This window comes from Sphingobacterium sp. UBA1498, assembly GCF_002325125.1.
GTDB lineage: Bacteria > Bacteroidota > Bacteroidia > Sphingobacteriales > Sphingobacteriaceae > Sphingobacterium.
Genome location: NZ_DCRG01000004.1, coordinates 371,092 through 396,227 on the forward strand (window position 1 = coordinate 371,092; position 25,136 = coordinate 396,227).

Sequence of the window (25,136 nt, forward strand, 5' to 3'; positions counted from 1 at the left end):
ATACTGCAATCTTTTGACTTGAGTGGAAAAGTAGCCTTGGTGACTGGCTGCAAAAGAGGAATTGGCAAGGCAATCGCCGAGGCATTGGCTGAAGCCGGAGCAGATATTATTGGGGTCTCAGCGACCTTAGAAATTGAAGGCTCTGCAGTAGAAAAATCCGTAAGAGCATTGGGAAAAAATTTCTATGCCTATCAGTGCGATTTTTCTAAGCGGACAGCGCTTTACAGCTTTATTGAAAAAGTAAAATCAGACCATCCAACGATCGATATTCTGTGTAACAATGCTGGAAATATACTCCGAAAACCAGCCGCTGAACATCCGGATGAATACTGGGATGAAATCATCGAAATCAATCAAAATGCGCAATTTATATTAACCCGTGAAATTGGAAAGGATATGATTTCACGTGGAACTGGAAAGATCATATTTACAGCGTCTTTATTAACTTTCCAAGGGGGCATCAATGTTCCGGGATATGCTGCCTCGAAAGGAGCCATAGGATCTATGGTAAAGGCTTTTGCTAATGAGTGGGCATCCAAAGGTGTCAATGTAAACGGATTCGCCCCAGGCTATATTGCTACCGACAATACCGAGGCCCTTAGAGAAGATCCCGAACGTTCGAAGTCCATTTTGAGTCGTATCCCTGCTGGCCGCTGGGGAACACCGGAAGATTTCAAAGGACCGGCGGTATTCCTTGCTTCCAGAGCTTCAGACTATGTTCATGGAACCATTCTTACCGTAGATGGTGGCTGGATGGGGAGATAAATGATCAATCGATATTAGATTAGTTTGTTTTAAAAGTCTTTATCTCTCGGGATAAAGGCTTTTTTTCTGAAAGTGTCTGTATTTAAAGGCCATCACGAACTTTCATGCCCGTTTTTGATCCAAAGGAATCATGAAAGTTTTTAACGGTTCTAAATCCCAGGTTGCTAAAAGATGCATTTGGATTTACAGAACCTATATAAACGGTATTGAAAGCTGCACAGCTATTTTTACTACACCACCAAGAGCCTCCACGGGCGTGGGAAACAGAACGGTCACCATCTCTTTCAAGTCTTCCAGTGCAAAACTCAAAGACATTTCCGAAGATATCATAAAGTCCCAACGGATTGGGTTTGAATTTTCCAACAGGTGAAGTATAGAGATAACCATCGGAATAATCGGCCTTCAAATGATCTTTTCCATGCCAAACATTTGCATAATCGCCCATATTTTCCTTAGTGAAACCGTCGAAATAGCGTCCTTCGCTTCCTGCCCTAGCCGCCACCTCCCATTCGTCAAACGAGGGCAATCTGCAATCTGCCCATGTACAATAGGCCAGCACATCTTTATAGGAGATACAGGTAACAGGGTGATCCATTTTGGTTTCGATTCCGCCGCGACTTATACCGTTAGGAAAGCGCCAATAAGCCGTACTATCCTGTAGCCAACGAAACTCCCCTAAGCCAGGCTCAAAGACCATGCCATTGTGATAACGTTCTGCTAAGGTCTTATAGCCTGTAGCCAGAATAAATTTCTCAAATTCGGCGTTTGTCAGCTCAAACTTCGAGATCCAAAACGATTCAATATGTACAACCCTTTTGGGATTCTCTATACTGCTTACTTCACCCAAATGATAATTTCCTGCTGGAATTTGGATATATTTTCCAGCTTGAGCAACACAGTGGAGATATAAAAACATCAAACCGATCACATAGAACAGCTTTTTCATACTCCTTAGCATTTGTTATAACATACTTTCACGGCTTCTATACTATATCTCTTATTTGACCCTATTAATCTTACTGCGGTTCTTAAAACCGAATTGCTTATTTACCTTTTCTATCTTTGTAATAATTCAGGGCCCGTTTAAAGATCAAAGCCTCATTCTCTTTATTATAGTTTAGATAAGCGTAATAATTACTATTATCACCATATAGCTTTTTAAAAGAGGTAGACGTTGTAAATTCCTGATATTCGCCACGCTTCATGAGTAACATCAGCAACGTCAATGCATCTTTATCTTTTGGTGTTTTCTTGGCATAATCAATAATAAAAGGAATCATTTCCCAAGCATTGATCTCCACTAGTGCATGTTTGTAATTTACTCCCATTCTTTTGCTCCGGAGCACAGATTCCTGGATAAGCTTCATTACAGAATCCCTATTTTCATTTAAAAAATCGATCTGCCTTTGTGACCAGGAAGTTTCATTAAAACCGTCCAATAATGTTCCAAATATTTTTTTGTCAACTTGAGTCTGATATTCAGGTATAGCACAATTCTGCGCATATAGCTCTGCATGAATCATGGTATAGGTAAACTTTTCGCGCAGTGATAACCTGCTGAAATCCGTTGCTGGAATTGCATTTATACTGGCATCGGTTGTTTCGTTATCTTCCTCAGGGATAATCTTGGCAATTAATGCCTTTACTTTGGTCAGACCATAGGGTGGTATGGTCATTTTACTACGCATCTCAATCGCAGCAGGATCCATATAAAGGCCATTTTCATCCTCTTGAGCCGTTTGCGCAGAAACATTCATCCAACACAGGAAAGAAATAAAAAATAAAAGTCCCCTTCTCATAACGTATGATTTCTTATACTTTAAAAATAAAGAAATTATTGCTACAAAAACTATTCCTTTTATATGCTATTATTCGTTAGGTTCTGATTCTGCCTACCGTTTTTACAATGATCACATTCCGGATGAAAAAAGCCCCGGATTTCATGAAACCCGGGGACAGTATATTTTATGTATACCTTTCTATATTAAGAATATAAACCTTTTTTATCGATAAACTCAATCACCTTTTGAGGTGTAAAAAATTGAATATTTTTATTTTCTTTAATGGCTCTTCGCAAAAAAGTAGATGACAACTCCATTAATGGCGTGTCTGTCAGTGTGATAGCGGGGTGGTCTCTAAATTTTTCAGTGTCGTACCCAGGCCTTGGGTAAACATAAATCTGATAATCACGCAAGATAATATCTGCATTTTTCCACTTCGCTAAAGAATCCAAATTATCTTGTCCCATGAGCAGTACAAATTCCCTGTTTGGATATTTTTCTTTAAGATGTGTTAATGTATCAATTGTATAGGACGGTATTGGTAAATGGAACTCAACATCACAGACCCGCAGATGATCACAGTCTTCCAATGCTAGATTTAACATTTCTAATCGGTCGTAGGGATCTGCCAAGGTGGATTTCTTTTTAAATGGATTCTGTGGAGAGACCACAAACCAAACTTCATCCAACCCAGTAAAATTGGCCATATAATTGGCTATAATCAAATGCCCTATGTGCACTGGATTAAAAGATCCGAAGAACAAACCAATCTTTCGCATGAATTTATTTATTGATAAATTCCATTACAATATCTTCAGCTTCGGCACAGGCTGTAGCTAAATCAAAATTCTTCAAGATAACATCAAATTTATTGGCATAGGTAAGTTCCAATTCGGCCTTAGCAAAGCGTTCTTTTAATTTATCCTCAGAATCCGTTCCTCGTCCTGTTAAACGTTCTTTAAGAACCTCCAGTGACGGCGGTTGGACAAAAATAGAAATCGCCTGTTCAGGAAATTTTGATTTTAAACGTAAACCACCGACAACATCGATATCAAAAATAACATGTTTACCTTCTTTCCAGATACGTTCTATTTCCGAACGCAAAGTTCCATAAAATGTTCCTGAATATACTTCTTCAAATTCTATGAATTCTTGTTTCGCTACTTTATGTAAAAATTCTTCTTTGGACATAAAATAGTAATCTTTTCCATTCACTTCCTGTCCTCTTGGGTCACGTGTACTTGCTGAAATGGAAAATTCAATCTTATCACTATGTTTACTTAAAAGATCTCTTACTATTGTTGTTTTTCCAGCTCCCGATGGTGCTGAGAAAATAATTAATTTACCGCTCATTCTTACAATACGTTGAGCAATTGCTCTTTTATTTTTTCCAATTCTTCTTTCATTCTGACCACAATCTGCTGAATGCCGGCATGATTGGCTTTAGAACCAAGGGTATTGATTTCCCGACCCATTTCTTGTGAAATAAAACCTAATTTTTTTCCGTTTGAATCGGCTGAATCAAACGCTTTTAAAAAGTAGTTGCAATGGGAACGTAGTCTAACTTTTTCTTCGGTCACATCCAATTTGTCGATGTAGTACACCAGTTCCTGTTCGAATCTATTTTGATCAACATTTTCTTTGCCAATGGTATCATTCAAAAATTGCTCGATACGCTGTCTGATCAAAGGTATACGCTCAACTTCTAACAATTCTACTTCTTCAAGATAAGTTAAGATTAGTTCTGCGCGCTTTTTTAGGTCTCCCGCTAGTACATTTCCCTCATCCTCACGGAAGGTATTGAAACGTTTGACGGCGTCATAAAAAGCATCCATCAATACTTTAGCCTCTTCATCATCGACCGAATCATCATTGTTGGTAATTACCTCCGGCATATTTAATGCAAGTTCAAACAGATTGACATTCGTATCATTGAGTTCTACAGCAATTTGCTGCAACTGACTATAGTATTTTTTGAGTAAATCAGCATTAATGGAAGAAGCTTTAGCGGTTTGATCCGTGTATTCAACCATCACAGTCAGGTTCACTTTACCACGCTCAATAAGTTTACTACATTCAGTACGCAGGGTCAATTCCTTGTCCGAAACGATTTTGGGCAAGCGAAGATTTAATTCAAGAAATTTTGAATTTAAGGACTTTATTTCGACACTATATTTGACTTTACCGTTATCGGCAGACGCAGTGCCATATCCTGTCATGGATTTTATCATATGCAAAGGTATGACTTTTCAGTAAAAATTGAATACCCTACAGGGATTAATTGCTGATACTCCTTAAATTAGGGCTCGTCTTATTTACCAATCGTGTTTAGCAATGATAACGACTAAGTAACTTTCATAGGGCTTTGCCCCTTTGCATTCGACATAACCAATTCCAATATCATATAAAGAAGCATTCCACTGATCCATACCCAATAAATGGGTACGGTGGTGATAGCCCGGAGATTCTTTCCCTATAATCAAAGCTTTAACGGCAGCTATAGCGCTCGCTCGATTGGCAGCAATCGATTCAAAATTGTTTGCGCTTCGTTTTGACAACCATTCGGGATTAAGCTTATAACCGGCCTCTTCTATGAAATAATTAGGTCCGTAGCCCTCCGGTGATACGTGGTCAAAATAGGAGCGCTTGGCCATATCTTTTGCGCGATAAACGGCAACCTCTGCCAACTGTTTATTCCAATTGAGCTTAGTTCGTTTTATCTTCTGCAAATTAAAAAGGTTCAGTTCTTTCGTATACTTCTCTGGATTTGTACGAATATTGTTCAATAGTTCATAGGCCTCCCGGGCTTGACGATGATCGACAACGACACGCTGTGCTAAAGCGAACTGTGTAAAAAACAAGGTAAATGCGAAAACCAAATAATTCATGCCTAAATAGTTATTTTCATAAGCGCGTGATGCACAACTTTCTTGTATAAAGCAAGATCTAGATCATTCACATCGCCCTACTTAGATGCGAACATGGACCAATCATACCGAAAAAAGTGCACTTTCAATGGTAGATACGAATATACTGGCAATTTTATTTGCTTCGTTTACTTGAAAGCTTTTTAGAACAATGGCTCGTCCATCAACCTGAGTACTTCTCAAGTAAGAATAATTCGTCCTTACCCTTTAACCTTAAAAGACGCTATTTAGTATCCAACGTTTAATCTTTTTTTGAATTTTTAGCCGATAAAAACTGTACAAGCATGGGTATTAAGCTCATAAAAATAACGACCAAAATAACTAGCGAAAAATTATGCTTGAAAAATGGGATCTGACCAAAATAATAACCTGAAAGCGTAAAAACTAAAACCCATAATGCGCCGCCCAAAATATTGTATTTACCAAAGGTTTTGTAGGACATTTTGCCAATACCTGCTACAAATGGTGCAAAAGTCCTGACAACGGGCACAAATCGCGCATAAATGATGGTCCTCGTTCCGTGCTTCGCATAGAAATTTTGTGTTTTTTGAAGATAAGAAGGTCTGAATATCTTCGATCCTGGTTTAAAGACCCTCATTCCAACATATTTACCAATTTCATAATTTACGAAATCTCCGGAAATAGCCGCAAGAATTAGGATCAAAACAATCAACAACAAAGAGATATGACAATCCGGACGAGCGACTATAGCTCCCAGAGCAAATAAAACAGAATCTCCGGGTAGAAATGGGGTAACCACCAATCCTGTCTCTGCAAAGATGATTAAAAATAAAATCAGGTAGGTCCAGTTTTCATAACTATTAATCAGCTGCAAAAGATGCTGATCAATATGCAATATGAAATCAATGAATTGTGAAACGATTTCCATTTTCCATGTATAAAAAAAGGAGTCTTATAAGACTCCTTTTTTTGATTTGATTTTTTCTTTTATTAGCTCAAAGATTATGGGCAATACAGATAAAAAAATAATGATCAACACCACCTTCGAGAAGTTTTCGCGGATAATGGGAATATTCCCCAAGAAATATCCAGCAAGGGTTATACCACCTACCCACAATACAGCTCCTACAACATTATAGGTGATGAAGGTACCATAATTCATCTTTCCAATACCACCAACGAAAGGAGCCAGCGTGCGAACAATTGGTACAAAGCGCGCTATAACGATAGTTTTACTACCGTATTTCTCATAAAAAGAGTGCGTTTTGGCAATCTGCTCGTCTTTGACAACTTGCTTCCCGAAGAGTTTAAATTTTGTTAGGCGCATACCAAAATGCTTTCCGATAGAATAATTCAGGGAGTCACCTGAAACTGCAGCTACTAACAAGATAAAAATCATCAGCCATACGTTGAGATCATTTGGCTGTGCGGCTAGCATACCCGCTGCAAATAATAAAGAATCTCCTGGCAAAAAAGGCATCACAACCACACCTGTTTCCACGAAAATAATAAGAAACAGAATAAGGTAAGTCCACGTCTGATAATCATTGACTATTTCCACCAAATGTTTGTCAATATGGAGAATAAAATCAATGAGATGTGTAATTAGTTCCAAACCGTGATAAAGATTAAGCGTTGTTTAACATAACGGGCATCACCAACATCAAAATATCTTCATGATCTTCTGATACTGCTGGAATCAATAAACCGGCACGATTTGGCGTACTCATTTCCAAAACAACTTCTTCACTCTCCAGGTTATTTAACATCTCGACGAGGAACTTGGCATTAAAACCAATTTCCATATCATCACCTTCAAATTGACACGACAAACGTTCATGCGCTTCGTTAGAAAAATCTAAATCTTCTGCTGAGATATGCAATTCACTTCCCGAGATCTTTAAGCGCACCTGATGTGTGGTTTTATTAGCGAAAATCACCACGCGTCTCAAGGTATTTAAAAACAATAATCGATCTACGGTCAATTTGTTAGGATTGACTTGAGGAATCACAGCGGCATAATCTGGATAACGTTCATCAATTAAACGACAGATCAAATTAATATTGCCAAAGCTAAAGAACGCGTTAGTTTGATTATATTCTATAGATACTGTAACATCGTCAGATGGTAGCGACGATTTAAGCAATGAGAGTGCCTTTTTCGGTAAGATAAGGGATGCTGGCTTTTCTGCACCAATATCAGTTCTCGAATAGCGCACCAATTTATGCGCATCAGTAGAAACAAACGTCACATTTTTTTCTGCTAATTGCACCAATACACCAGACATAGCCGGTCTTAATTCATCGTTACTGACGGCAAAGATTGTTTTACTGATAGCTTCTGACAAGATAGGTGCTGGCATCTGAATAACCGAACCATTATCGATGGAAGGAATTTTAGGAAAATCGTCAGCATTTTCTCCACTCAATTTATATTTTCCATCCCCCGCACTGATCTCAATAGCCAAGGTATTCATGTCTACTGAAAATGCCACAGGTTGGTCCGGCAAGGTTTTTAATGTCTCAATCAATATCTTCGAAGGCATGGCTACTCTTCCTTCTTCTTTTGCTTCGATCTGTAAAGAAGTAACCATACTTGTTTGCAGATCTGTAGCAGAAATAGTCAAGTTATTGTCTTTTATTTCAAAAAGAAAGTTTTCCAAGATAGGCAAAACAGTACTTGTACTGGATGCGCCATTGATAGCTTGTAACTGCTTTAATAAAATTGATGTTGATACAATGAATCTCATTTCCTGAATACTAATTATTATGTGCAATAATACACAAATTAATCAATATTTTTCAGTTTTATAGGCTGCTTTCTTTCCACATAAACAGATTTCAGTGGCTCAAATAAGCATTTGTATTTCAATCAATAAGCACAGCGCCACAAGTATAGAAAGCAAATTCGGCCGGATAAATCACAATATTTATTACATTTGTATAATAGCGGTATTGTATGCAGTTTAAAGAGATCATTGGGCATAAAGACATCAAAGAACATTTAGTTCGCACGGTTCAGGAGAATCGTGTGAGTCATGCGCAATTATTTCTTGGTCCCGAAGGTTCGGGCAGTCTTGCTTTAGCCTATGCGTATGCGCAGTTTTTAAATTGCGAAAATCGACAGGAAACCGATAGTTGTGGCGAGTGCCCCTCCTGTAGAAAATATAATAAGCTGATCCATCCAGATCTACACATGTCGTACCCTTTTATAGCCAAACATAAGGAAGATACAGCAACAGATTATGCAGACAATTGGAGAAAATCCTTTTTATCCAATCCATACATGGGATTGGAGTATTGGCGCAGCCGATTGGATGCAGACAATAAACAAGTCAATATTAATATTGCCGAAGCCCATGCTATCATCAAGAAGCTAAGTCTTAAATCTTTCGAAGCTGATTATAAGGTTCTAATTATGTGGCTTCCTGAATACCTCGATACACAAGGCAATGCCTTATTGAAGTTGATCGAAGAACCACCCGAAAAGACGCTCTTTATCCTCGTTGCAGAGAATCAGGACAAAATATTAAATACAATCATATCGCGCACACAATTAGTCAAAATTAAAAAATTAGATCATAGTGAGGTCACGCTGCATCTAAAGAAAGCACATCAGCTTTCAGATCAAGAGGCAGCAGAAATTGCTTTTATTGCAGATGGAAATCTTCAGGAAGCAATGAACCTATTGCACGCGCAGACTAATAATCATTTTGGGATTTTGGTAAACTGGCTCCGTTTTATTGTCTCGGATGCTGGCACCAATATGATTTCCTTGGTAGAAGAAGAGCTATCAAAAATTGGTAGAGAAAACCAAAAAAGCTTTCTTTTTTATGCAATCAATATGATGCGTCAAATCATATTGATCAAAGAGGGACTTTCCAATCTCGTATTCTTACCGGCAAAGGAACTGGATTTTGTTCAGAAATTTGCAGTACATTATACCCTTGAACAAATTGAAGCAACCATAAATCTATTGGAGGAAACACATTATTTTGTAGAAAGAAATGCAAATCCCAAAATATTATTTTTAGATTTATCTTTGCAGTTAACATTAATATACAAGTACAAAACGTTTCCGAAAGGAACTCAATATATAATATAGAAAACTATGGGATGTGGCAGTTGCTCATCCGGCGGAGGTTGCGGTACTACCACGGCAAATGGTACACCGGCAGGATGTCAGAACAATGGCTCTTGCATGACTAGCGGATGTAATAAATTAGATGTATATGACTGGCTTTCCGATATGGATATGCCATCAAACTATAAACCATTTAATATCGTCGAAGTACGATTTAAGGGATCGCGAAAAGATTTCTTTATTAATGTAGACAATATCTACCTTGAAATGGGTGAGATGGTTGTTGTTGAGCCCTCTACAGGGGGCTATGATGTCGGCCATGTATCCCTAACAGGTGAATTGGTTAGACTACAACTCAAAAAGAATAATGTTACCCCTGAGATGGTGACAAAAAAAATCTATCGGAAGCCTAATGAGGTTGATGTCGAGAAGTATAACGCAGCAAAAGATCTCGAATGGGAAACAATGCACAAGGCGCGCAAACTCGCCCTGGATTTGGGTTTATCGATGAAAATCTCCGATGTCGATTACCAGGGGGATAAAACGAAGGCTACCTTCTATTATACCGCTGAGGGTCGTGTCGATTTCCGGGAGCTCATTAAAAAAATGGCTGAAGCGTTTAGAATACGCATTGAAATGCGCCAGATCGGTATGCGACAAGAAGCCAGTCGTCTTGGTGGGATTGGTTCATGCGGACGTGAACTCTGCTGTTCAACCTGGCTAACAGATTTCAAAACGGTATCCACATCGGCTGCACGTTATCAAAACCTATCCCTGAATACATTGAAGCTAGCAGGACAATGCGGAAAATTAAAATGTTGCCTCAATTATGAATTGGATAGCTATATGGATGCACTTAAGGATATTCCTAATAACATAGACCGCATCGAAACGCTAAAAGGAGTCGCCTATCTTCAAAAAACTGATATCTTCAAAAAACTGATGTGGTTCTCTTTTCCTGGAGCAGAAAATTGGATTGCATTACCCGTTCAACAAGTCAGAGAATTTGTAGAAATGAATAAGCAGGGCATTAAACCGGAAGCAATTTCAAGTGTAATGGATACTGATGAAATCAAAGAAGAAAAAAATATCAAGCACGATTACGAGAATGTAGTCGGACAGGATAGCTTAACTCGACTTGATGATCGGAATAAAAGAAAGAAAAAGAGAAAATCCAAAAGCAATACTGGTAAACCTGAAAATAAGACTGGACAGAAAGCTGAAAAACCCGAACAGAGTCCATCAAAACAAAGTGGTAAACCTCAGCTAGCGACCGATGCCGTTAGCCCAATCGCGAATAAAGACAGCAAAGAAGGATCTAATAATAGACCAAAAAAGCGTTTCAATCGTCATCGGAATAAAAACAAAGGCAGTAATAACAATAATACACCGAAAGCAGAATAAAAGAATATGCCTAATTTTAACCCATTAGGCATATTCTTTTATATAAATAGACATGAAACTCAAACGCACTCCTCTTCTCCTTGGTTTGTTATGTATTGGCATAGGGTATTCTTGTGACCAACCGTTTGTTATAAATGAAAATAAACCTATTGGTAATAAAGCTTGGCTAAATACATCATTGCCCAGTTTTAAATTTCATATCGCCGACAAAAACAAACGATATGATGTATTGATGGATGTCCGTCATACGCCAGAATATGCTTTTTCCAACCTTTTTGTACTTATTTATCAACTCGGTCCAGATAAAAAGCAATACACTTTTCGTAAAGAAATAAAAATGGCCAGAGCTGATGGAAAATGGATAGGAAAATCTTCTGGCAGCTTGTACAATAATCAATCCGTAATCCATAAAGATTACCTATTTCCGGATACAGGAACTTATACTATTGCTATCGAACAGCACATGAAAGAAAATCCGTTGAAAGAAATTACAGACGTAGGGCTAACCGTTGTTCCAAAATGATAGCCTTGTTACGATATCTATTATTTCCTTTTACTATGATCTATACCGTGGTAGTCTGGATAAGAAATAGATTATATGATCATAAGCTGCTTGCGTCGCGCTCTTTCAATATTCCAACCGTTGTTATAGGAAATCTCGCCGTAGGGGGAACGGGGAAAAGCCCAATGACTGAATTTGTGGTTTCTATCCTTAAGAGTCACTATAAAACAGCTATACTCAGCCGAGGGTATGGACGCCGTACAAAAGGTTTTTATCTAGTACAGACGGATTCAGTGGCCATGGATGTCGGCGATGAGCCCTTACAATTCAAAAATAAATTTCCAGATGTCACAGTTGCGGTTTGTGAGGATCGTTGCACCGGAATTGAAAAACTTGAGTCCGCTCATCAACTCATTATTTTGGACGATGCTTATCAACATCGAAAATTATCACCGCTTTTCAATATATTATTATTTGATTTTCTATCGTTTTCACATCCCATGCTCGTATTTCCTACAGGAAATTTTAGAGATCTCCTTATTGAGGCTAAGCGTGCTCAGATCATAGCCATTACGAAATGTCCAATTGAACTTCCAACCGAAGACAAAAGACAAATAGAAAACAAAATCAGGTATTATAACAAAGAAGCATTAATCGTATTTAGTTATATTGACTATCTCGAACCCATTGATAGTAAGGGAAGTGTAGTTGATATCAAAGGCAAAGACATTATTTTGGTCACTGGTATTGCGAAACCTGAACCGATGGTAGATTATCTCCAAGACAAAACGAATTCAATTACACATATCTCCTTTGGAGATCACCATTCTTTTAACGAATCTGATATTAATCACATTTTAAAATCTTACCACAGTTCGACGAGTAGCAACAAAATAGTATTGACAACTGAAAAAGACTTTCAACGTTTAAAACCTTTTAGAAAATACTTTGCTGCTATCAACTTGGTATACTTACCGATCGGACTTCGATTTCACGACGCGCTCCAGCAGGACTTATTCTGTAAAAGACTACATGATACAGTGAATCAAAGTGTTAATCAACCTTAAATTTTGTTAAGAGCAGCTGCTATACTAAACCTTTTCATCAAATTTATATTCTATATGAAAGCGGAGAAGCTTAAAAGTTCTTCTCGGTCTTTAATGAACAAATGATTGTGCCACGACAAGCACTCATGATATAAACTATACAAACGATGAAAAAGAAAATTTTAATGGCAGTAGCGTGTTTATTTTTAAGCGCTACAGGTGTTGTTTCCGCTCAACAGCGTCAGCAACGTAGTCCGGAAGAACAAGCTAAAATGCGTGTAGAGCATTTAGACAAATTATTAAGCCTCAATCAAACACAAAAAGATTCAATCTATAATCTTACGCTAAGTCAGGCTCAGCAACGGGCTGCACTAAGAAATGATGGTGGGGATCGAAAAGCGAACATGGAGAAATTTAAGCAACTTCAAGAGATGCAATCTGCCAAAATCAAATCGTGGCTAACTCCTGAACAAGTTAAGTTATTTGATGAACAACAAGAAAAAATGAAAGAGAGAATGTCTAAACGCTAGCGTTTTTAATGTAATAGAGAGCTTTTAGGTAAAAAAGCAGAAAGGGCTATCCATTTTGGACTGCCCTTTCTGCTTTCTACTTAAAGTAATCGACATTAAGATTTTAACTTTTTCATAATGTCACTCACGTAAGTTTTAAATTTCTTGTCAGTTTCAATTAAATCCTCTACGGTTTGACAGGCATAAATAACAGTTGAGTGATCTCTTCCTCCGAAGAATGCTCCGATCGATTTGAGTGAAGATTTGGTATGTGCCTTTGCTAAATACATCGAAATTTGCCTGGCCTGCACGATTTCTCGCTTTCTAACTTTCGACTTTACCATATCCACAGGAACTTCGAAATACTCACAAACTAATTTTTGAATAAAATCCATTGAAATTTCTTTGTGTGTATTCTTTACAAAATTCTTCAACATCGATTTTGCTAACCCCAAATCGATCTCTTTCTTGTTCAATGTAGACTGAGCCAAAAGTGAAACCATTGCCCCCTCTAATTCACGAACACTGTTATCGATCTGTGTTGCGACGTATTCAACGACATTTTCTGGTAAGTCAATACCATCGGAATACATCTTCTTCTTCAAAATTGCCATCCTTGTCTCAAGATCCGGAATCTGAATATCTGCAGACAATCCCCATTTAAAACGACTAAGCAGACGCTCCTCCAAACCAGCTAAATCTTTAGGTGCTTTGTCTGAAGTCAAAATAATCTGCTTACCAGATTGATGCAAATGATTAAAAATATGGAAAAAGATATCCTGTGTTTTTTCTTTACCAGCAAAGTTGTGTACGTCATCCATAATAATGACATCCATTGCCTGATAAAAGTTAACGAAATCATTGATCGTATTATTTTTCAATGAATCCACAAACTGTTGACAGAATTTCTCACACGACACATAAATGACCAGTTTATCGGGAAGATTTCTTTTGATCTCATTTCCGATTGCTTGGGCAAGGTGTGTCTTTCCCAAACCAACATCTCCATAAATCATCAACGGATTGAATGAAGTGCCGCCAGGCTTATTAGCGACAGCATATCCTGCTGATCGAGCAAGACGGTTACATTCACCTTCGATAAAATTTTCGAATGTATAGTTTTGATTCAATTGCGGATCAACCTGCAATTTTTTCAATCCAGGAATAACAAATGGATTTTTGATATCTCTATTTAAAGATACCGGTACAGGGATCGATTGCCTTTTCCCCTCCGCTCCATTGCCATTCGATGGAAGATTAGTCGTATAAGGATGAGAAGCTGAAGACTTCTCTACTACAATATTGTATTCCAATCTACCTTGTTCTCCTAAAAATTTCTTTACGGTCTTGCGAAGAATTCCCACATAGTGTTCTTCTAGCCACTCATAAAAAAATAAGCTAGGCACTTGAATAGTCAAAACGTCACCCTCCAAACGGACTGCTTTCACAGGTTCAAACCAGGTCTTGAAACTTTGTGCTGGTATATTATCTTTGATAATCGAAAGACAATTATTCCAGACACTTGAATACGTTTTTTCCATTCTAAAATTGTTAATAAGTTGATTTACAATACGCGACAAAAAATATGTTGATAACTTTCTCTGAGAACGAAGATGACAAAAAAATATCAGCTAAAAAACTAAAATATAAAATAATTAATAAACTATTATATGTCAGCAATTTACAGTGTAAAATTGTGGAAAACTAGCGCTAAAATTGATCTCTAAAAATAATTATTAACATTCCAAATTTATTTAAAAAAAAGAACCAAAAGACGTGTAAACTTACTACTTCTCGCTTCCTAAGGTGCTGATCTAAATTAACCAAAATAATAGCTATTTACAATCTTTGGTTCATATATTTTTAATAATAAATTCATAAGAATTTAAAGCCAACTTAACATCATTGCTAATGTACATTTCACCAAATTAATACATACTTGTAAAATAAAAATCCGTATAAATTACCTGAATGAAAAAACACATTGTAACATGTGATGTTCCTGATGAACTTAAAACTTGAAAAATAAAAAAAGGAGATCCATCTGGATCTCCTTTTTATTTTTCAAGTGCATAGGTTTTATCCGACCATTGAACTGGTCAATTTTCCGTCGCAAAGTTTCTTAGCTTCTACGATGATTGCAGTTGCATCATAGCGTGCGTTCTTCCACTGAGCATTTTGTTCAGCATGTTCAATGATCTTATCTGGAATACCTAAACGAACTACTTGGCTGTGATAACCATGATCAGCCATAAATTCTAATATAGCCGAGCCTATGCCCCCCTGTAAACTTCCGTCTTCCACTGTAATAATCTTATTAAACTTCTTAAAGACTTGATGGAGTAAGGATTCATCTAATGGTTTGGCAAACCGAAGATCATAATGTGCTGGATGTATACCTAATTCATTCAAATGCTGTACAGCTTTAACAGCTTCGTTTCCTATAGCTCCAAAACTTAAGATAGCAAGTTCTTCTCCCTCCGTTATAAGACGTCCTTTTCCAATTTCGATTTCCATAAATGGGCGGCGCCAATCTGGCATAACACCATTTCCTCTAGGATATCTGATGACAAAGGGTCCTTTGTCCGGCAATTGAGCTGTGTACATCAAATTACGTAATTCTTCCTCGTTCATCGGAGCAGAGACAGTCATATTAGGCACACAGCGCATAAATGCGATGTCATAAGCCCCATGGTGTGTGGCACCATCTGCGCCTACAACGCCCGCACGGTCCAAACAGAAAACGACGTTCAGATTCTGCAATGCAACATCATGGATCACCTGATCATATGCTCGTTGCATAAACGACGAATAGATATTACAGAATGGCAATAGTCCCTGAGTTGCGAGTCCCGCACTGAATGTGACAGCGTGCTGTTCAGCAATACCCACATCAAAAGCACGTTCGGGCATGGCTTTCATCATGATATTCATAGAAGATCCTGATGGCATTGCCGGCGTTATCCCCACGATCTTATCATTTTGTTCTGCGAGCTCCACCAAGGTATGTCCAAAGACATCCTGAAACTTGGGAGCTACAGGTTTATCACTGAGCGATTTTTTGATCTCACCTGTAATTTTATCAAATAAACCAGGAGCATGCCACTTTGTCTGATCTTTTTCAGCCAGCGCAAAGCCCTTTCCTTTAACAGTAACAGCATGTAATAATTTGGGGCCTGGTATATGCTTAAGGTCTTCAAGCGTTTTTGCTAATTTCTTAACATCGTGCCCATCAACTGGGCCAAAATATCTAAAATTTAGAGATTCAAAGAGATTAGCATTCTTCAGTAAAGTTCCTTTTATACTTTTTTCCAATTTCTTGGCAATCCCCAAAGCATTAGGACCAACTTCGGAAATCTTAGTTAATACTGCTGCTATATCGTCTCTAAATCTATTGTATCGTTTTGAGGTGGTAATACTTGTCAAATACTCCTTTAAGGCACCAACATTGGGATCTATCGACATGCAATTATCATTCAAAATTACTAAAAGATTGGATTTAGAAATTCCTGCATGATTCAATGCTTCAAATGCCATTCCTCCTGTTAACGCGCCATCACCGATCACGGCGATATGCTGGCGGTCTTTTTCACCTTTTATCTGAGATGCAACTGCCATACCCAACGCAGCGGAAATAGAAGTCGATGAGTGACCAACTCCGAATGCATCGTACTGGGATTCAAAACGGTTGGGAAAACCCGAGATTCCGTTCTCAATTCGATTGGTATGAAATATATCGCGACGACCCGTTAGAATTTTATGCCCATAAGCCTGATGACCGACATCCCAAATTAATTGATCATAGGGGGTATTCATTACGTAATGTAATGCTACCGTTAATTCGACAACTCCTAAACTTGCTGCAAAGTGACCACCATTAACCGAAACTTGATCAATAATAAATTGACGTAATTCCTGACTTAATTGTTCTAATTGGTCTTCCTTTAGCTTTTTAAGATCAGAGGGATCGTTTATTTTACTTAATAGTTCTCCAGTCTCAAACTGCATAGTATGCTATTTACATGATGTATACTCACAAAGTAACGACAAATTTATTTAATCTTTAAAATAAATCGCATTTACATATTGAGGTACAACAAATAAAATAATGAATAGTTTGCATAAGCGTTACTGCAAAAGATTTTATATGTAAATTTGTATAAGATATGCAAGTAGAAGAAGGCTACGAAATCAAGCTTCCTCAATTTGAGGGACCTTTTGATTTACTATTATTTTTTATCGAACGGGATGAACTAAACATCCACGATATACCAATTTCAAAGATTACAGATGATTTTTTGTCTTATGTGAGCCAAATGCAAGCGCTCAATATGGAAATGGCAAGTGAATTTATCTTCGTTGCCTCAACGCTGATGCGTATTAAAGCTAAAATGCTATTGCCTCGTCCAGATTTGGACGATAATGAGAATGAAATTGATCTTAGGGAAGATCTTGTTCAAAAACTTATTCTCTATAAACAATTTAAAGAAACCTGCGAAGATCTTAGAATATTGGAAGAGAATCGTCTAAAATGCTATAGCCGAGGCAATATACGTTTCGATATCCAGCAAAGACTTAAGCTAGATTCTAGCGGCGAAAATTTGGATAACTTCGACCTTTATGGCCTAATGATGATCTACGAGCAAATGATGTATCAATTCCGTAATCGTCCGCCAGAAGTAACCCATACGGTTGTCAAATACCCTTACACAATTGAACAACAAAAGAAAGCAATAGCCGAACTCATTGAGATTAACAAAAAATTGGATTTTCAGGAAATTCTTAAAAACTCAGAAAATAAAATTCAGTTCGTCTATAACTTTTTGGCCATTCTTGAAATGCTTCAGCAGCGATTGTTACAGATTGAAGTAGGCTTGGGCTACAACAATTTCAACGTTGGTGGAAGAGATCCAAATGAAGAGGAAGAATTTATCTTAGAAACTGAAGAAACATAAAAAAGACCTGTCTAAGACAGGTCTTTTTTTTAATCTTTCTTCTTAAAAGCATTCCATCCTTGCGCTGTAATCGGATAAAGATTTCCAGATTTAGAAATCATCTCGCAACCTTCGGATCTGGGAGTCATATAACCGATAATACTGATGTCTGGCAGATTCTTAATTTTATCGTGATCTGCCTGCGCGATTGTAAACAATAATTCGTAGTCTTCACCGCCATTCAACGCCGCTACAGTCGGATCAATTCCAAATTCCCGTCCAGTATCGTAAGTCATCTGATCAAGCGGAATTTTTTCTTCATATAGCCGACAGCCTTTGTCCGATTGTCGGCAGATGTGAAGAATCTCTGAAGCAAGCCCATCTGAAACATCCATCATCGCTGTAGGCTTAATTCCCAGATCAGCAAATAAAGCTATAATATCTTTACGGGCTTCAGGTTTTAATTGCCGCTCAACGATGTAATCTTTTCCTTCCAGATCAGGTTGTACATTTGGATTTTCTAGATAAATATCCTTCTCACGCTCAAGCAGCTGTAAGCCCATGTAAGCTGCCCCCAGGTCGCCAGAGACACATAATAAATCGCCTTCCTGAGCGCCACTACGATAAACGATTTGATCTGCATCAGCGTAACCTATACTCGTGACAGAAATTACTAATCCTTGTGCTGAAGCAGACGTGTCTCCTCCTATTAAATCAACGTTATATTTCTTGCACGCAATTAAAGCTCCCTGATAAATCTCCTCGACGGCTTCCAATGGAAATTTTGAGGACAAGCCTATTGAAAAGGTAATCTGAGACGCTATTCCATTCATTGCGTAGATATCGCTCAAATTGACCTGAACAGCTTTGTAACCTAGATGCTTTAAAGGAACATAACGAAGATCAAAATGAATTCCCTCCAAAAGTAAGTCAGTAGAAATCAAAGTTTTCTTACCCTCAAAATCCAAAACGGCGGCGTCATCACCTATACCTTTAATGGTAGACTTCTCTGTTAATTCCACAGCTTTGCTTATATAATCAATCAGTCCGAACTCACCCATTTCTTCTAAATTGGTTCGCTCGGTATTGTCAAAATCAAACATGTTAAAAAGTTTAAAAGTTTATTATCGATAATGCCAAACAATCATCTCAAAGATTGATCGTACTGACATTACAAAACAGTTTTCGCAATAAAATCCAACAGTTTTCCGCACTTGTCGAGTCGTAATTCTCGTTTCTGCTATGAAAAAAAGAAAAGCTCATGCTCGCTATCGAAAACCAGTCTTTTCTTCTATCGCTAATACCCAAATTATGCTAATCGCTATAGTCCCAAGCTCGCCGATATTTCCAGCATGCGTTCAATCGGACGCTGGGCGCGAAAAATAACATCTTCAGGAAGAAGAATTTCAGGCGATTCAAACTTAAGGCAATTGTAGAGCTTCTCAAGCGTATTCAGCTTCATGTGTGGACAATCATTACATGCACAAGCATTGTTGGGTGGCGCTGGTATAAAAGTCTTATGAGGACTCGCTTTCTGCATCTGATGGAGAATGCCTGATTCTGTAGCAACGATATAGGAATGAGCCGCATCATTTTGAGTAAATTTCAGCATTCCAGCTGTAGATCCGACATAATCTGCGTTCGCTAGAATATGATCTTCACACTCTGGATGGGCAATAAATTTCGCATCCGGATATTCGGCTCTCAAACGTTCAATTTTCTCCTGGGAAAAAATCTCATGCACCATACAAGCGCCGTTCCAAAGGACTAGATCCCGGCCAGTTTTCTTTTTAACGTATGTCCCTAGATTACGATCGGGACCAAAGATGATTTTTTGGTCCTCAGGCAAGCTCTCCACTATTTGAACAGCATTACTTGATGTACATACAATATCTGAAAGCGCTTTCAATTCAGCGGTACAGTTCACATAAGTGATGACCAAATGATCTGGATATTGTTCTTTAAACTTCGCAAAAAGATGTGGTGGACAGGAATCCGACAACGAACAACCAGCTTTGGCATCAGGTAAAATAACCTTTTTTGTAGGCGAAAGTATCTTGGCTGTTTCCGCCATGAAATGCACGCCAGCAAAAACAATTAAATCCGCATCCGTCTTGGCTGCCTCTTGTGATAGTCCTAGGCTATCTCCAATATAATCGGCTATATCCTGAATTTCAGACTCTTGATAATAATGAGCCAATATTACAGCATTCTTTTCTTTCTTCAATCGTTGGATTTCTTCAACCAAATCCAATGAAGGATCGATCGGAGCATCGATATAACCTTTGGCCTGAAGCTCATAATTTACAATTTCCATGCGGGTAGTTTCAACTTTTGTGAATGACAAAAATAAGCATTGTTGCATATATAAAAGTCAATTAAAAGCAAATTAATATAATGATCGCAATTTACCCTTCAAATCAACAGGAAATAGTATCTAGCATTCGGATATTAATGGTTGATAATGAAAATATCAATTATTCTTTCGGCTACAAATGATTTGTATTAATTATCCGGGTTACTGGACGGTACCAATTCCGAAATCTGATCCGATAATCGCTCCCAGTTATGATCTGTATTAGCAAACAAGAAAGAAAACCGAATGGTTCTTCAACTATAAAGCTTTTATATTCAAAAATAATAGTTAAATTATTATCTCTAAAAAACAATAAAGAAAGATCATTTAAAAATAAACCCTTCTAGAATCGAATATAAAGCATGTAATTAAGACATATATCCTTTATCAAAAGCTCAGCGGGTTTATGGTAAACTATTTCTATGTTAGAAAATCAGTTTCGCTAATATTCCTCTTTCGGAGCCTAAGGAACGTTCTTCGCCACATTACAAAACAATGAAAAATATGCCACAAAACGAAGCTTTATTTATTAACATTTAATACGACTTGCGGATTTAAAGTCATTATAGAACTGATTTATGGTCTAGGACTTGATCAATAAATTTTTATTGAATTCTCAGGGGGTTAAATCAGCCAATACGCTATGAATTTGAAACGGTGAAAAGAAAGAATACTGAATATGTGTAGCAAAATGGAGAATAAAGCGCTTGACAATCGTCTGTAGCTCTATTTTTCATTCTAACTTCCATTTACCGCAAGCTGCCTATTAAGCGCTGCAGATTTATTAGTGCTTTGTAATTCGAACTAATTCCAGATAATATTAAGCACAGCGCTAACAACTGTTGAACTGCAAATACACATTCAACTAGTTGCATACTATACAATCAAAATTTACGCAATAAAGTAAGGGCGCTAGAAGAGCATATTTTGAAAAAAAACTCGCGGTGTGGTAAATAGTATAATCTTATAAGGACAAATCAATTGCAACCAGGTAGGAACTGGATCTAGGAACTGTATATTTATAATAAACTCGATAAGAATTGAATATTTCTATATATATAAAACGAATTCAATTATAAACTAATCTCAAAGCCTATTTATAAAAATAATAGTCTACTATCGAATTCTACCCAAAATCGATCTTGTGTGTTTTCTAAACAAACCCTCTGAGAATCGAATATTAACGATATAATCCAATAAATGGGTATTTACTCAATTGTAAAGAGGTTTAATATAAAAAATGAGCTAAATCAATCCAAAATCTGTAGATCAATGGCTTATTTTGGCACTCGAATTACAAAATCATACTAAAAGGCGCAGCCTGTTATTTCTAAAACTGTTAGACATAAATATAAAATCGCTATTAAAAGGAATTAAATATTATAGCGCACCAATTACTTACTAAAATCTATAAATAAACCAGCTCTAAAATAATAACCTAAAAAAATAATATAAAGTTAAATACATAAATTTTAGACTTAAAATAAATAGCAATTCGAAAACACTTTTTAAATTCTAAAATACACTTAATCGCTTAGGATTGAATAGGGGATAAAATTATCATTTAACATTAATCTATTCGATCTGTAAAGCGTTTATTTAAAAAATAAACCCCTTTAGAATTCTTTATAAGAAAACTTCTAAATCATCATTCAGAATACTCAAATCTCACAAGCCAACATTCACTAATTCCAAATACAAATTGACGTTGGGCAACAAATATAACAAGATTGTTTGTACTACAATACATTATTCGAACAAATTATTTTATCTAAAAATCTCAATCCCTTTAATTATCTGCTTCAGCGTTTAAAATCAAATTTTCAAATAAAGGCGTCTACAATCTTACAGAAAGTATTTGAATCTGATTATAACTGAATACTCAATTGTAAAAGCGTTTAAATTAAAATTTGACGTCTATAAATTTGAATATAAAATCTACATCGTAGAAAAGAGTTAAATATCTTAACTAAAAAGTGCTTAAAGCTCAAAAATTTATAATCAATACACCTCAAATCTATCAATCTGGAAGAATTTCAATGATTTGATTGCTTGAAAAATCAATGCCAAAAAATCCAATAGCTCAGAATGAGTTATTAAATTTCCATTTTTATAAAAATAGAAATAGACAAATCTAAAGCACACTAAAATTAGTTTTCTAAAGCAAAAAGTCAACAGATAAACTATTTGGAACAAATCCAGGCACTTTACAATCCAATAAAATGCACTATTTTCTTTAAAATAGCGAATATTGAAACCTCACAGCATCTAAGCTAAATTTACAAATAGCATTTTTAACAATTTGAGCCCCTTAGAATTGCATAAAATCCATAATAAAAATTAAAAACTTAAAATATCGAATTATATAAGCTTTCGATTGCAAAAAGTGCAACAGATTTTGAAATTAAGCCTCTTAAAATCACATTAAATCCATATCAAAAAAAAATTAAATAAATATTGCTTTCTAAACCACTTTAGAAAGCGAATAGAATGAATAAAAACTAAATAAACTCAATCAGATTCGAATATTTCGATGGGATCTTTTACAAGTTCCAAATATCGAAACGTAGAAGCGTCTGATTGAACTTTACAAAACTAAACAAAGATTTTNNTTGTTAAATACTTTTCATTTTTATTTAACCTTTTATTTACACGTTTTCCACATTTTTCGTTAATTTGAATCGTCACTTTTGGGGATAGTTTGTGAATTTAAAATATATGGCAGATAGAAAGGTCGATTTTTTGGTCATTGGATCAGGTATAGCTGGATTAAGCTTCGCATTAAAAGCTTCTAAATTCGGTAAAGTGTTGATAGTCACGAAGTCTAATGAGGATGAGTCAAATACAAAATATGCGCAAGGGGGGGTAGCTGCTGTTGTGGATAAGTCCGATAGCTTTGAAAAGCATATTGTTGATACTCAGATAGCTGGGGACGGATTATGTGATGTTGAAATTGTGGAAAACGTCGTTCGCGAGGCTCCTGATCGTATTGCAGAGCTGATTTCCTACGGAACATCCTTTGATAAGGAAGAATCTGGACTTTATGACTTAGCAAAGGAGGGGGGGCATTCGGCGCATCGCATATTACATTACAAGGATATCACCGGTTACGAAATAGAACGGGCACTATTAGAGCAGGCACATGTCGATCCAAATATTGAAATTGTAACACATTACTTTGCCATTGATTTAATCACACAACACCATTTGGGTGAATATGTAGATAAGAATAAAACGGATATCACGTGTTATGGTATCTATGCTTTCAACACATTTTCTCATCACGTAGATAAAATTTTGAGTAAGGTTACGGTAATGGCTTCCGGTGGAGCTGGGCATGTATATTCAAGCACAACTAATCCGACCATTGCCACTGGCGATGGTATTGCGATGGTGTATAGAGCCAAAGGGAAGGTGCGTAATATGGAGTTTATGCAATTTCATCCCACGTCACTATATAACCCTAAGGACTCACCTGCGTTTCTCGTATCCGAAGCAGTGAGAGGATTTGGAGGTATTTTAAGAAGAGTCAATGGAGAGTCTTTTATGGAGGACTATGATGAGCGAGCTTCGTTGGCTCCGAGAGATATCGTGGCTAGAGCTATTGATGCGGAGATGAAGAAATCTGGTATTGATTATGTATATCTCGATATCACGCATAGGGATAAGGACGATATTATCAAACACTTTCCGAATATATATGAGAAATGTCTTTCTATTGGACTTGACATGTCCAAAGACTTTATACCGGTGACACCTGCAGCGCATTATCTTTGCGGTGGAATTTATGTGGATGATTTTGGGCGTAGCAGTATTCTCAATCTTTATGCCTGCGGAGAGTGTTCTTCTACAGGCTTGCATGGCGCAAATAGACTGGCTTCCAACTCGCTGCTTGAAGCACTTGTATATGCCCATCGTATATTCTTAGATGCGACGCAATTGGTTGAAACAATCAGTCATATAAGTGATGTTCCTGAATGGGATGATTCTGAGACCTCGCGTTCTAATGAAGATATTTTGGTGACTCACAATTTGCGCGAATGCCAAAAGATCATGAGCGATTATGTTGGTATCGTCCGTTCTGATTTTAGGCTTGAAAGAGCGCTTAAGCGGCTCCATCTATTATATGAGGAGACAGAGGAGTTTTATAGAAATACCAGGCTTTCTGTCAAACTTTGTGAATTACGAAATGTGATTCAAGTAGCTTACATTGTTACGAAATCGGCGATGTTGCGAAAGGAAAGTCGAGGATTGCATTATACAACTGACCATCCCGAGCATTCCGAAATATTACAGGATACAATTTTCTAAGAGATATGGCACTTATTTTACCCGTTTTGGATAAGTCACCGCTAATTGCTGAAGAGTGCTTCTTAGCGCCCAATTCGACGATTGTAGGTGATGTTGAGATTGGACATCATTGTTCGGTCTGGTTTAATGCTGTCATACGTGGCGACGTCAATTATATTCGAATAGGGAACTATACAAATATCCAAGATGGAGCTGTTGTACATTGCACTTATAAGAAATGTGGTACTTCAATTGGCAGTTATGTAAACATAGGACACCAAGCTATGGTACATGGTTGCGTTGTTGAAGATCACGTACTTATTGGTATGGGCGCTATTGTAATGGATAATGCTGTGATCGAATCGAATGTAATTATTGCTGCTGGGGCTGTCGTTTTAGAAAATACGCGCTGTGAGTCCGGATTCCTATATGCCGGTGTGCCAGCAAAAAAAATAAAAGCGCTAACTGAAGAACAGAAAGATTTGTTACTACAGTTACCGCATAATTATGTTCTATACAGTTCTTGGTTTTAGCTTAAACGACTTAGGAATGTGTAAAAGGCTTTTTTAGTGGCCTC

The 25,136-nt window shown here is 37.1% G+C and carries 22 protein-coding genes; 9 read left to right on the top strand and 13 right to left on the bottom strand.

Annotated features, from left to right (window positions below; all coding sequences use genetic code 11):
• Entirely contained in the window at nt 1-765 is a 765-nt protein-coding gene (locus tag B3139_RS04475; protein WP_293880365.1) for an SDR family oxidoreductase, read from the top strand.
• Between the two features lie 82 nt (nt 766-847).
• Here B3139_RS04475 and B3139_RS04480 read toward each other — a convergent pair whose 3' ends face one another.
• The 9 genes from B3139_RS04480 to dnaN form a co-directional block, all read right to left on the bottom strand.
• Nucleotides 848-1,711, bottom strand: coding sequence for an SUMF1/EgtB/PvdO family nonheme iron enzyme (locus B3139_RS04480; RefSeq protein ID WP_293880219.1), 864 nt, complete (start codon nt 1,709-1,711; stop codon nt 848-850).
• Between the two features lie 97 nt (nt 1,712-1,808).
• The gene (locus B3139_RS04485) at nt 1,809-2,564 is read right to left on the bottom strand and encodes a hypothetical protein (protein WP_293880221.1); all 756 of its coding nucleotides are present in this window, start codon (nt 2,562-2,564) and stop codon (nt 1,809-1,811) included.
• A gap of 185 nt (nt 2,565-2,749) precedes the next feature.
• Nucleotides 2,750-3,325, bottom strand: coding sequence for a nicotinate (nicotinamide) nucleotide adenylyltransferase (gene nadD / locus B3139_RS04490; RefSeq protein WP_293880223.1), 576 nt, complete (start codon nt 3,323-3,325; stop codon nt 2,750-2,752).
• A 4-nt stretch (nt 3,326-3,329) separates the two neighbouring features.
• Complete coding sequence (gmk, locus tag B3139_RS04495; RefSeq protein ID WP_293880225.1) at nt 3,330-3,899, bottom strand: guanylate kinase; 570 nt, start codon at nt 3,897-3,899, stop codon at nt 3,330-3,332.
• Between the two features lie 2 nt (nt 3,900-3,901).
• A complete protein-coding gene (locus B3139_RS04500; RefSeq protein WP_293880227.1) occupies nt 3,902-4,777 on the bottom strand; it encodes a YicC/YloC family endoribonuclease in 876 nt (291 codons plus the stop codon).
• Nucleotides 4,778-4,861: 84 nt separating this feature from the next.
• Nucleotides 4,862-5,434, bottom strand: coding sequence for a CAP domain-containing protein (locus tag B3139_RS04505; RefSeq protein ID WP_293880229.1), 573 nt, complete (start codon nt 5,432-5,434; stop codon nt 4,862-4,864).
• A gap of 280 nt (nt 5,435-5,714) precedes the next feature.
• Nucleotides 5,715-6,362: a DedA family protein gene (locus tag B3139_RS04510; RefSeq protein WP_209576969.1), complete on the bottom strand. Its 648-nt coding sequence runs from the start codon at nt 6,360-6,362 to the stop codon at nt 5,715-5,717.
• Nucleotides 6,363-6,386: 24 nt separating this feature from the next.
• Nucleotides 6,387-7,049 (bottom strand): DedA family protein, encoded by a 663-nt coding sequence (locus B3139_RS04515; protein ID WP_209576968.1) that lies wholly within the window; start codon nt 7,047-7,049, stop codon nt 6,387-6,389.
• A gap of 13 nt (nt 7,050-7,062) precedes the next feature.
• Complete coding sequence (gene dnaN / locus B3139_RS04520) at nt 7,063-8,184, bottom strand: DNA polymerase III subunit beta (protein ID WP_088159749.1); 1,122 nt, start codon at nt 8,182-8,184, stop codon at nt 7,063-7,065.
• Between the two features lie 209 nt (nt 8,185-8,393).
• On the opposite strand from dnaN, the gene B3139_RS04525 reads away from it, so the two are divergent.
• From B3139_RS04525 to B3139_RS04545, 5 genes are all read left to right on the top strand, one after another.
• Nucleotides 8,394-9,539: an ATP-binding protein gene (locus tag B3139_RS04525; RefSeq protein WP_293880233.1), complete on the top strand. Its 1,146-nt coding sequence runs from the start codon at nt 8,394-8,396 to the stop codon at nt 9,537-9,539.
• Nucleotides 9,540-9,545: 6 nt separating this feature from the next.
• Complete coding sequence (locus B3139_RS04530; RefSeq protein WP_293880235.1) at nt 9,546-10,922, top strand: PSP1 domain-containing protein; 1,377 nt, start codon at nt 9,546-9,548, stop codon at nt 10,920-10,922.
• Between the two features lie 52 nt (nt 10,923-10,974).
• On the top strand, nt 10,975-11,445 hold the full coding sequence (locus B3139_RS04535) for a gliding motility lipoprotein GldH (RefSeq protein ID WP_293880237.1): 471 nt from the start codon (nt 10,975-10,977) through the stop codon (nt 11,443-11,445).
• Nucleotides 11,442-12,491 carry a tetraacyldisaccharide 4'-kinase gene (lpxK, locus tag B3139_RS04540; RefSeq protein ID WP_293880239.1) on the top strand — a complete coding sequence of 350 codons (1,050 nt, stop codon included), beginning with the start codon at nt 11,442-11,444 and terminating at the stop codon, nt 12,489-12,491. The genes B3139_RS04535 and lpxK overlap by 4 nt, the downstream gene beginning before the upstream one ends.
• Nucleotides 12,492-12,637: 146 nt before the next feature.
• Complete coding sequence (locus tag B3139_RS04545) at nt 12,638-13,000, top strand: hypothetical protein (RefSeq protein ID WP_293880241.1); 363 nt, start codon at nt 12,638-12,640, stop codon at nt 12,998-13,000.
• 95 nt (nt 13,001-13,095) lie between these two features.
• Here B3139_RS04545 and dnaA read toward each other — a convergent pair whose 3' ends face one another.
• Together dnaA and dxs are read right to left on the bottom strand one after the other, a co-directional pair.
• On the bottom strand, nt 13,096-14,520 hold the full coding sequence (gene dnaA, locus B3139_RS04550; protein ID WP_046672557.1) for a chromosomal replication initiator protein DnaA: 1,425 nt from the start codon (nt 14,518-14,520) through the stop codon (nt 13,096-13,098).
• A 538-nt stretch (nt 14,521-15,058) separates the two neighbouring features.
• A complete protein-coding gene (gene dxs / locus B3139_RS04555; RefSeq protein WP_209576963.1) occupies nt 15,059-16,987 on the bottom strand; it encodes a 1-deoxy-D-xylulose-5-phosphate synthase in 1,929 nt (642 codons plus the stop codon).
• Between the two features lie 158 nt (nt 16,988-17,145).
• Between dxs and B3139_RS04560 the strand changes: the two genes are divergently transcribed.
• The gene (locus tag B3139_RS04560) at nt 17,146-17,934 is read left to right on the top strand and encodes a segregation and condensation protein A (RefSeq protein ID WP_293880245.1); all 789 of its coding nucleotides are present in this window, start codon (nt 17,146-17,148) and stop codon (nt 17,932-17,934) included.
• A 29-nt stretch (nt 17,935-17,963) separates the two neighbouring features.
• On the opposite strand, the gene thiL is transcribed toward B3139_RS04560, so the two are convergent.
• Both thiL and nadA read right to left on the bottom strand, forming a co-directional pair.
• The gene (thiL, locus tag B3139_RS04565; protein ID WP_293880247.1) at nt 17,964-19,016 is read right to left on the bottom strand and encodes a thiamine-phosphate kinase; all 1,053 of its coding nucleotides are present in this window, start codon (nt 19,014-19,016) and stop codon (nt 17,964-17,966) included.
• A gap of 218 nt (nt 19,017-19,234) precedes the next feature.
• Nucleotides 19,235-20,230 (bottom strand): quinolinate synthase NadA, encoded by a 996-nt coding sequence (gene nadA, locus B3139_RS04570; protein ID WP_209577375.1) that lies wholly within the window; start codon nt 20,228-20,230, stop codon nt 19,235-19,237.
• A gap of 2,757 nt (nt 20,231-22,987) precedes the next feature.
• Between nadA and nadB the strand changes: the two genes are divergently transcribed.
• Both nadB and B3139_RS04580 read left to right on the top strand, forming a co-directional pair.
• On the top strand, nt 22,988-24,580 hold the full coding sequence (nadB, locus tag B3139_RS04575; protein ID WP_209576960.1) for an L-aspartate oxidase: 1,593 nt from the start codon (nt 22,988-22,990) through the stop codon (nt 24,578-24,580).
• A gap of 5 nt (nt 24,581-24,585) precedes the next feature.
• Nucleotides 24,586-25,092 (top strand): gamma carbonic anhydrase family protein, encoded by a 507-nt coding sequence (locus B3139_RS04580; protein ID WP_293880252.1) that lies wholly within the window; start codon nt 24,586-24,588, stop codon nt 25,090-25,092.
• Nucleotides 25,093-25,136 lie beyond the last annotated feature (44 nt).

Coding starts and splice junctions, on each gene's coding strand:
- nadD (WP_293880223.1), bottom strand. CDS start 3,325: ATGCGAAAGATTGGTTTGTTCTTCGGATCTTTTAATCCAGTGCACATA.
- B3139_RS04560 (WP_293880245.1), top strand. CDS start 17,146: ATGCAAGTAGAAGAAGGCTACGAAATCAAGCTTCCTCAATTTGAGGGA.
- dnaN (WP_088159749.1), bottom strand. CDS start 8,184: ATGAGATTCATTGTATCAACATCAATTTTATTAAAGCAGTTACAAGCT.
- B3139_RS04480 (WP_293880219.1), bottom strand. CDS start 1,711: ATGAAAAAGCTGTTCTATGTGATCGGTTTGATGTTTTTATATCTCCAC.
- nadA (WP_209577375.1), bottom strand. CDS start 20,230: ATGGAAATTGTAAATTATGAGCTTCAGGCCAAAGGTTATATCGATGCT.
- B3139_RS04535 (WP_293880237.1), top strand. CDS start 10,975: ATGAAACTCAAACGCACTCCTCTTCTCCTTGGTTTGTTATGTATTGGC.
- B3139_RS04525 (WP_293880233.1), top strand. CDS start 8,394: ATGCAGTTTAAAGAGATCATTGGGCATAAAGACATCAAAGAACATTTA.
- B3139_RS04580 (WP_293880252.1), top strand. CDS start 24,586: ATGGCACTTATTTTACCCGTTTTGGATAAGTCACCGCTAATTGCTGAA.
- B3139_RS04485 (WP_293880221.1), bottom strand. CDS start 2,564: ATGAGAAGGGGACTTTTATTTTTTATTTCTTTCCTGTGTTGGATGAAT.
- dnaA (WP_046672557.1), bottom strand. CDS start 14,520: ATGGAAAAAACGTATTCAAGTGTCTGGAATAATTGTCTTTCGATTATC.
- B3139_RS04545 (WP_293880241.1), top strand. CDS start 12,638: ATGAAAAAGAAAATTTTAATGGCAGTAGCGTGTTTATTTTTAAGCGCT.
- B3139_RS04510 (WP_209576969.1), bottom strand. CDS start 6,362: ATGGAAATCGTTTCACAATTCATTGATTTCATATTGCATATTGATCAG.
- lpxK (WP_293880239.1), top strand. CDS start 11,442: ATGATAGCCTTGTTACGATATCTATTATTTCCTTTTACTATGATCTAT.
- B3139_RS04530 (WP_293880235.1), top strand. CDS start 9,546: ATGGGATGTGGCAGTTGCTCATCCGGCGGAGGTTGCGGTACTACCACG.
- gmk (WP_293880225.1), bottom strand. CDS start 3,899: ATGAGCGGTAAATTAATTATTTTCTCAGCACCATCGGGAGCTGGAAAA.
- B3139_RS04505 (WP_293880229.1), bottom strand. CDS start 5,434: ATGAATTATTTGGTTTTCGCATTTACCTTGTTTTTTACACAGTTCGCT.
- thiL (WP_293880247.1), bottom strand. CDS start 19,016: ATGTTTGATTTTGACAATACCGAGCGAACCAATTTAGAAGAAATGGGT.
- nadB (WP_209576960.1), top strand. CDS start 22,988: ATGGCAGATAGAAAGGTCGATTTTTTGGTCATTGGATCAGGTATAGCT.
- dxs (WP_209576963.1), bottom strand. CDS start 16,987: ATGCAGTTTGAGACTGGAGAACTATTAAGTAAAATAAACGATCCCTCT.
- B3139_RS04500 (WP_293880227.1), bottom strand. CDS start 4,777: ATGATAAAATCCATGACAGGATATGGCACTGCGTCTGCCGATAACGGT.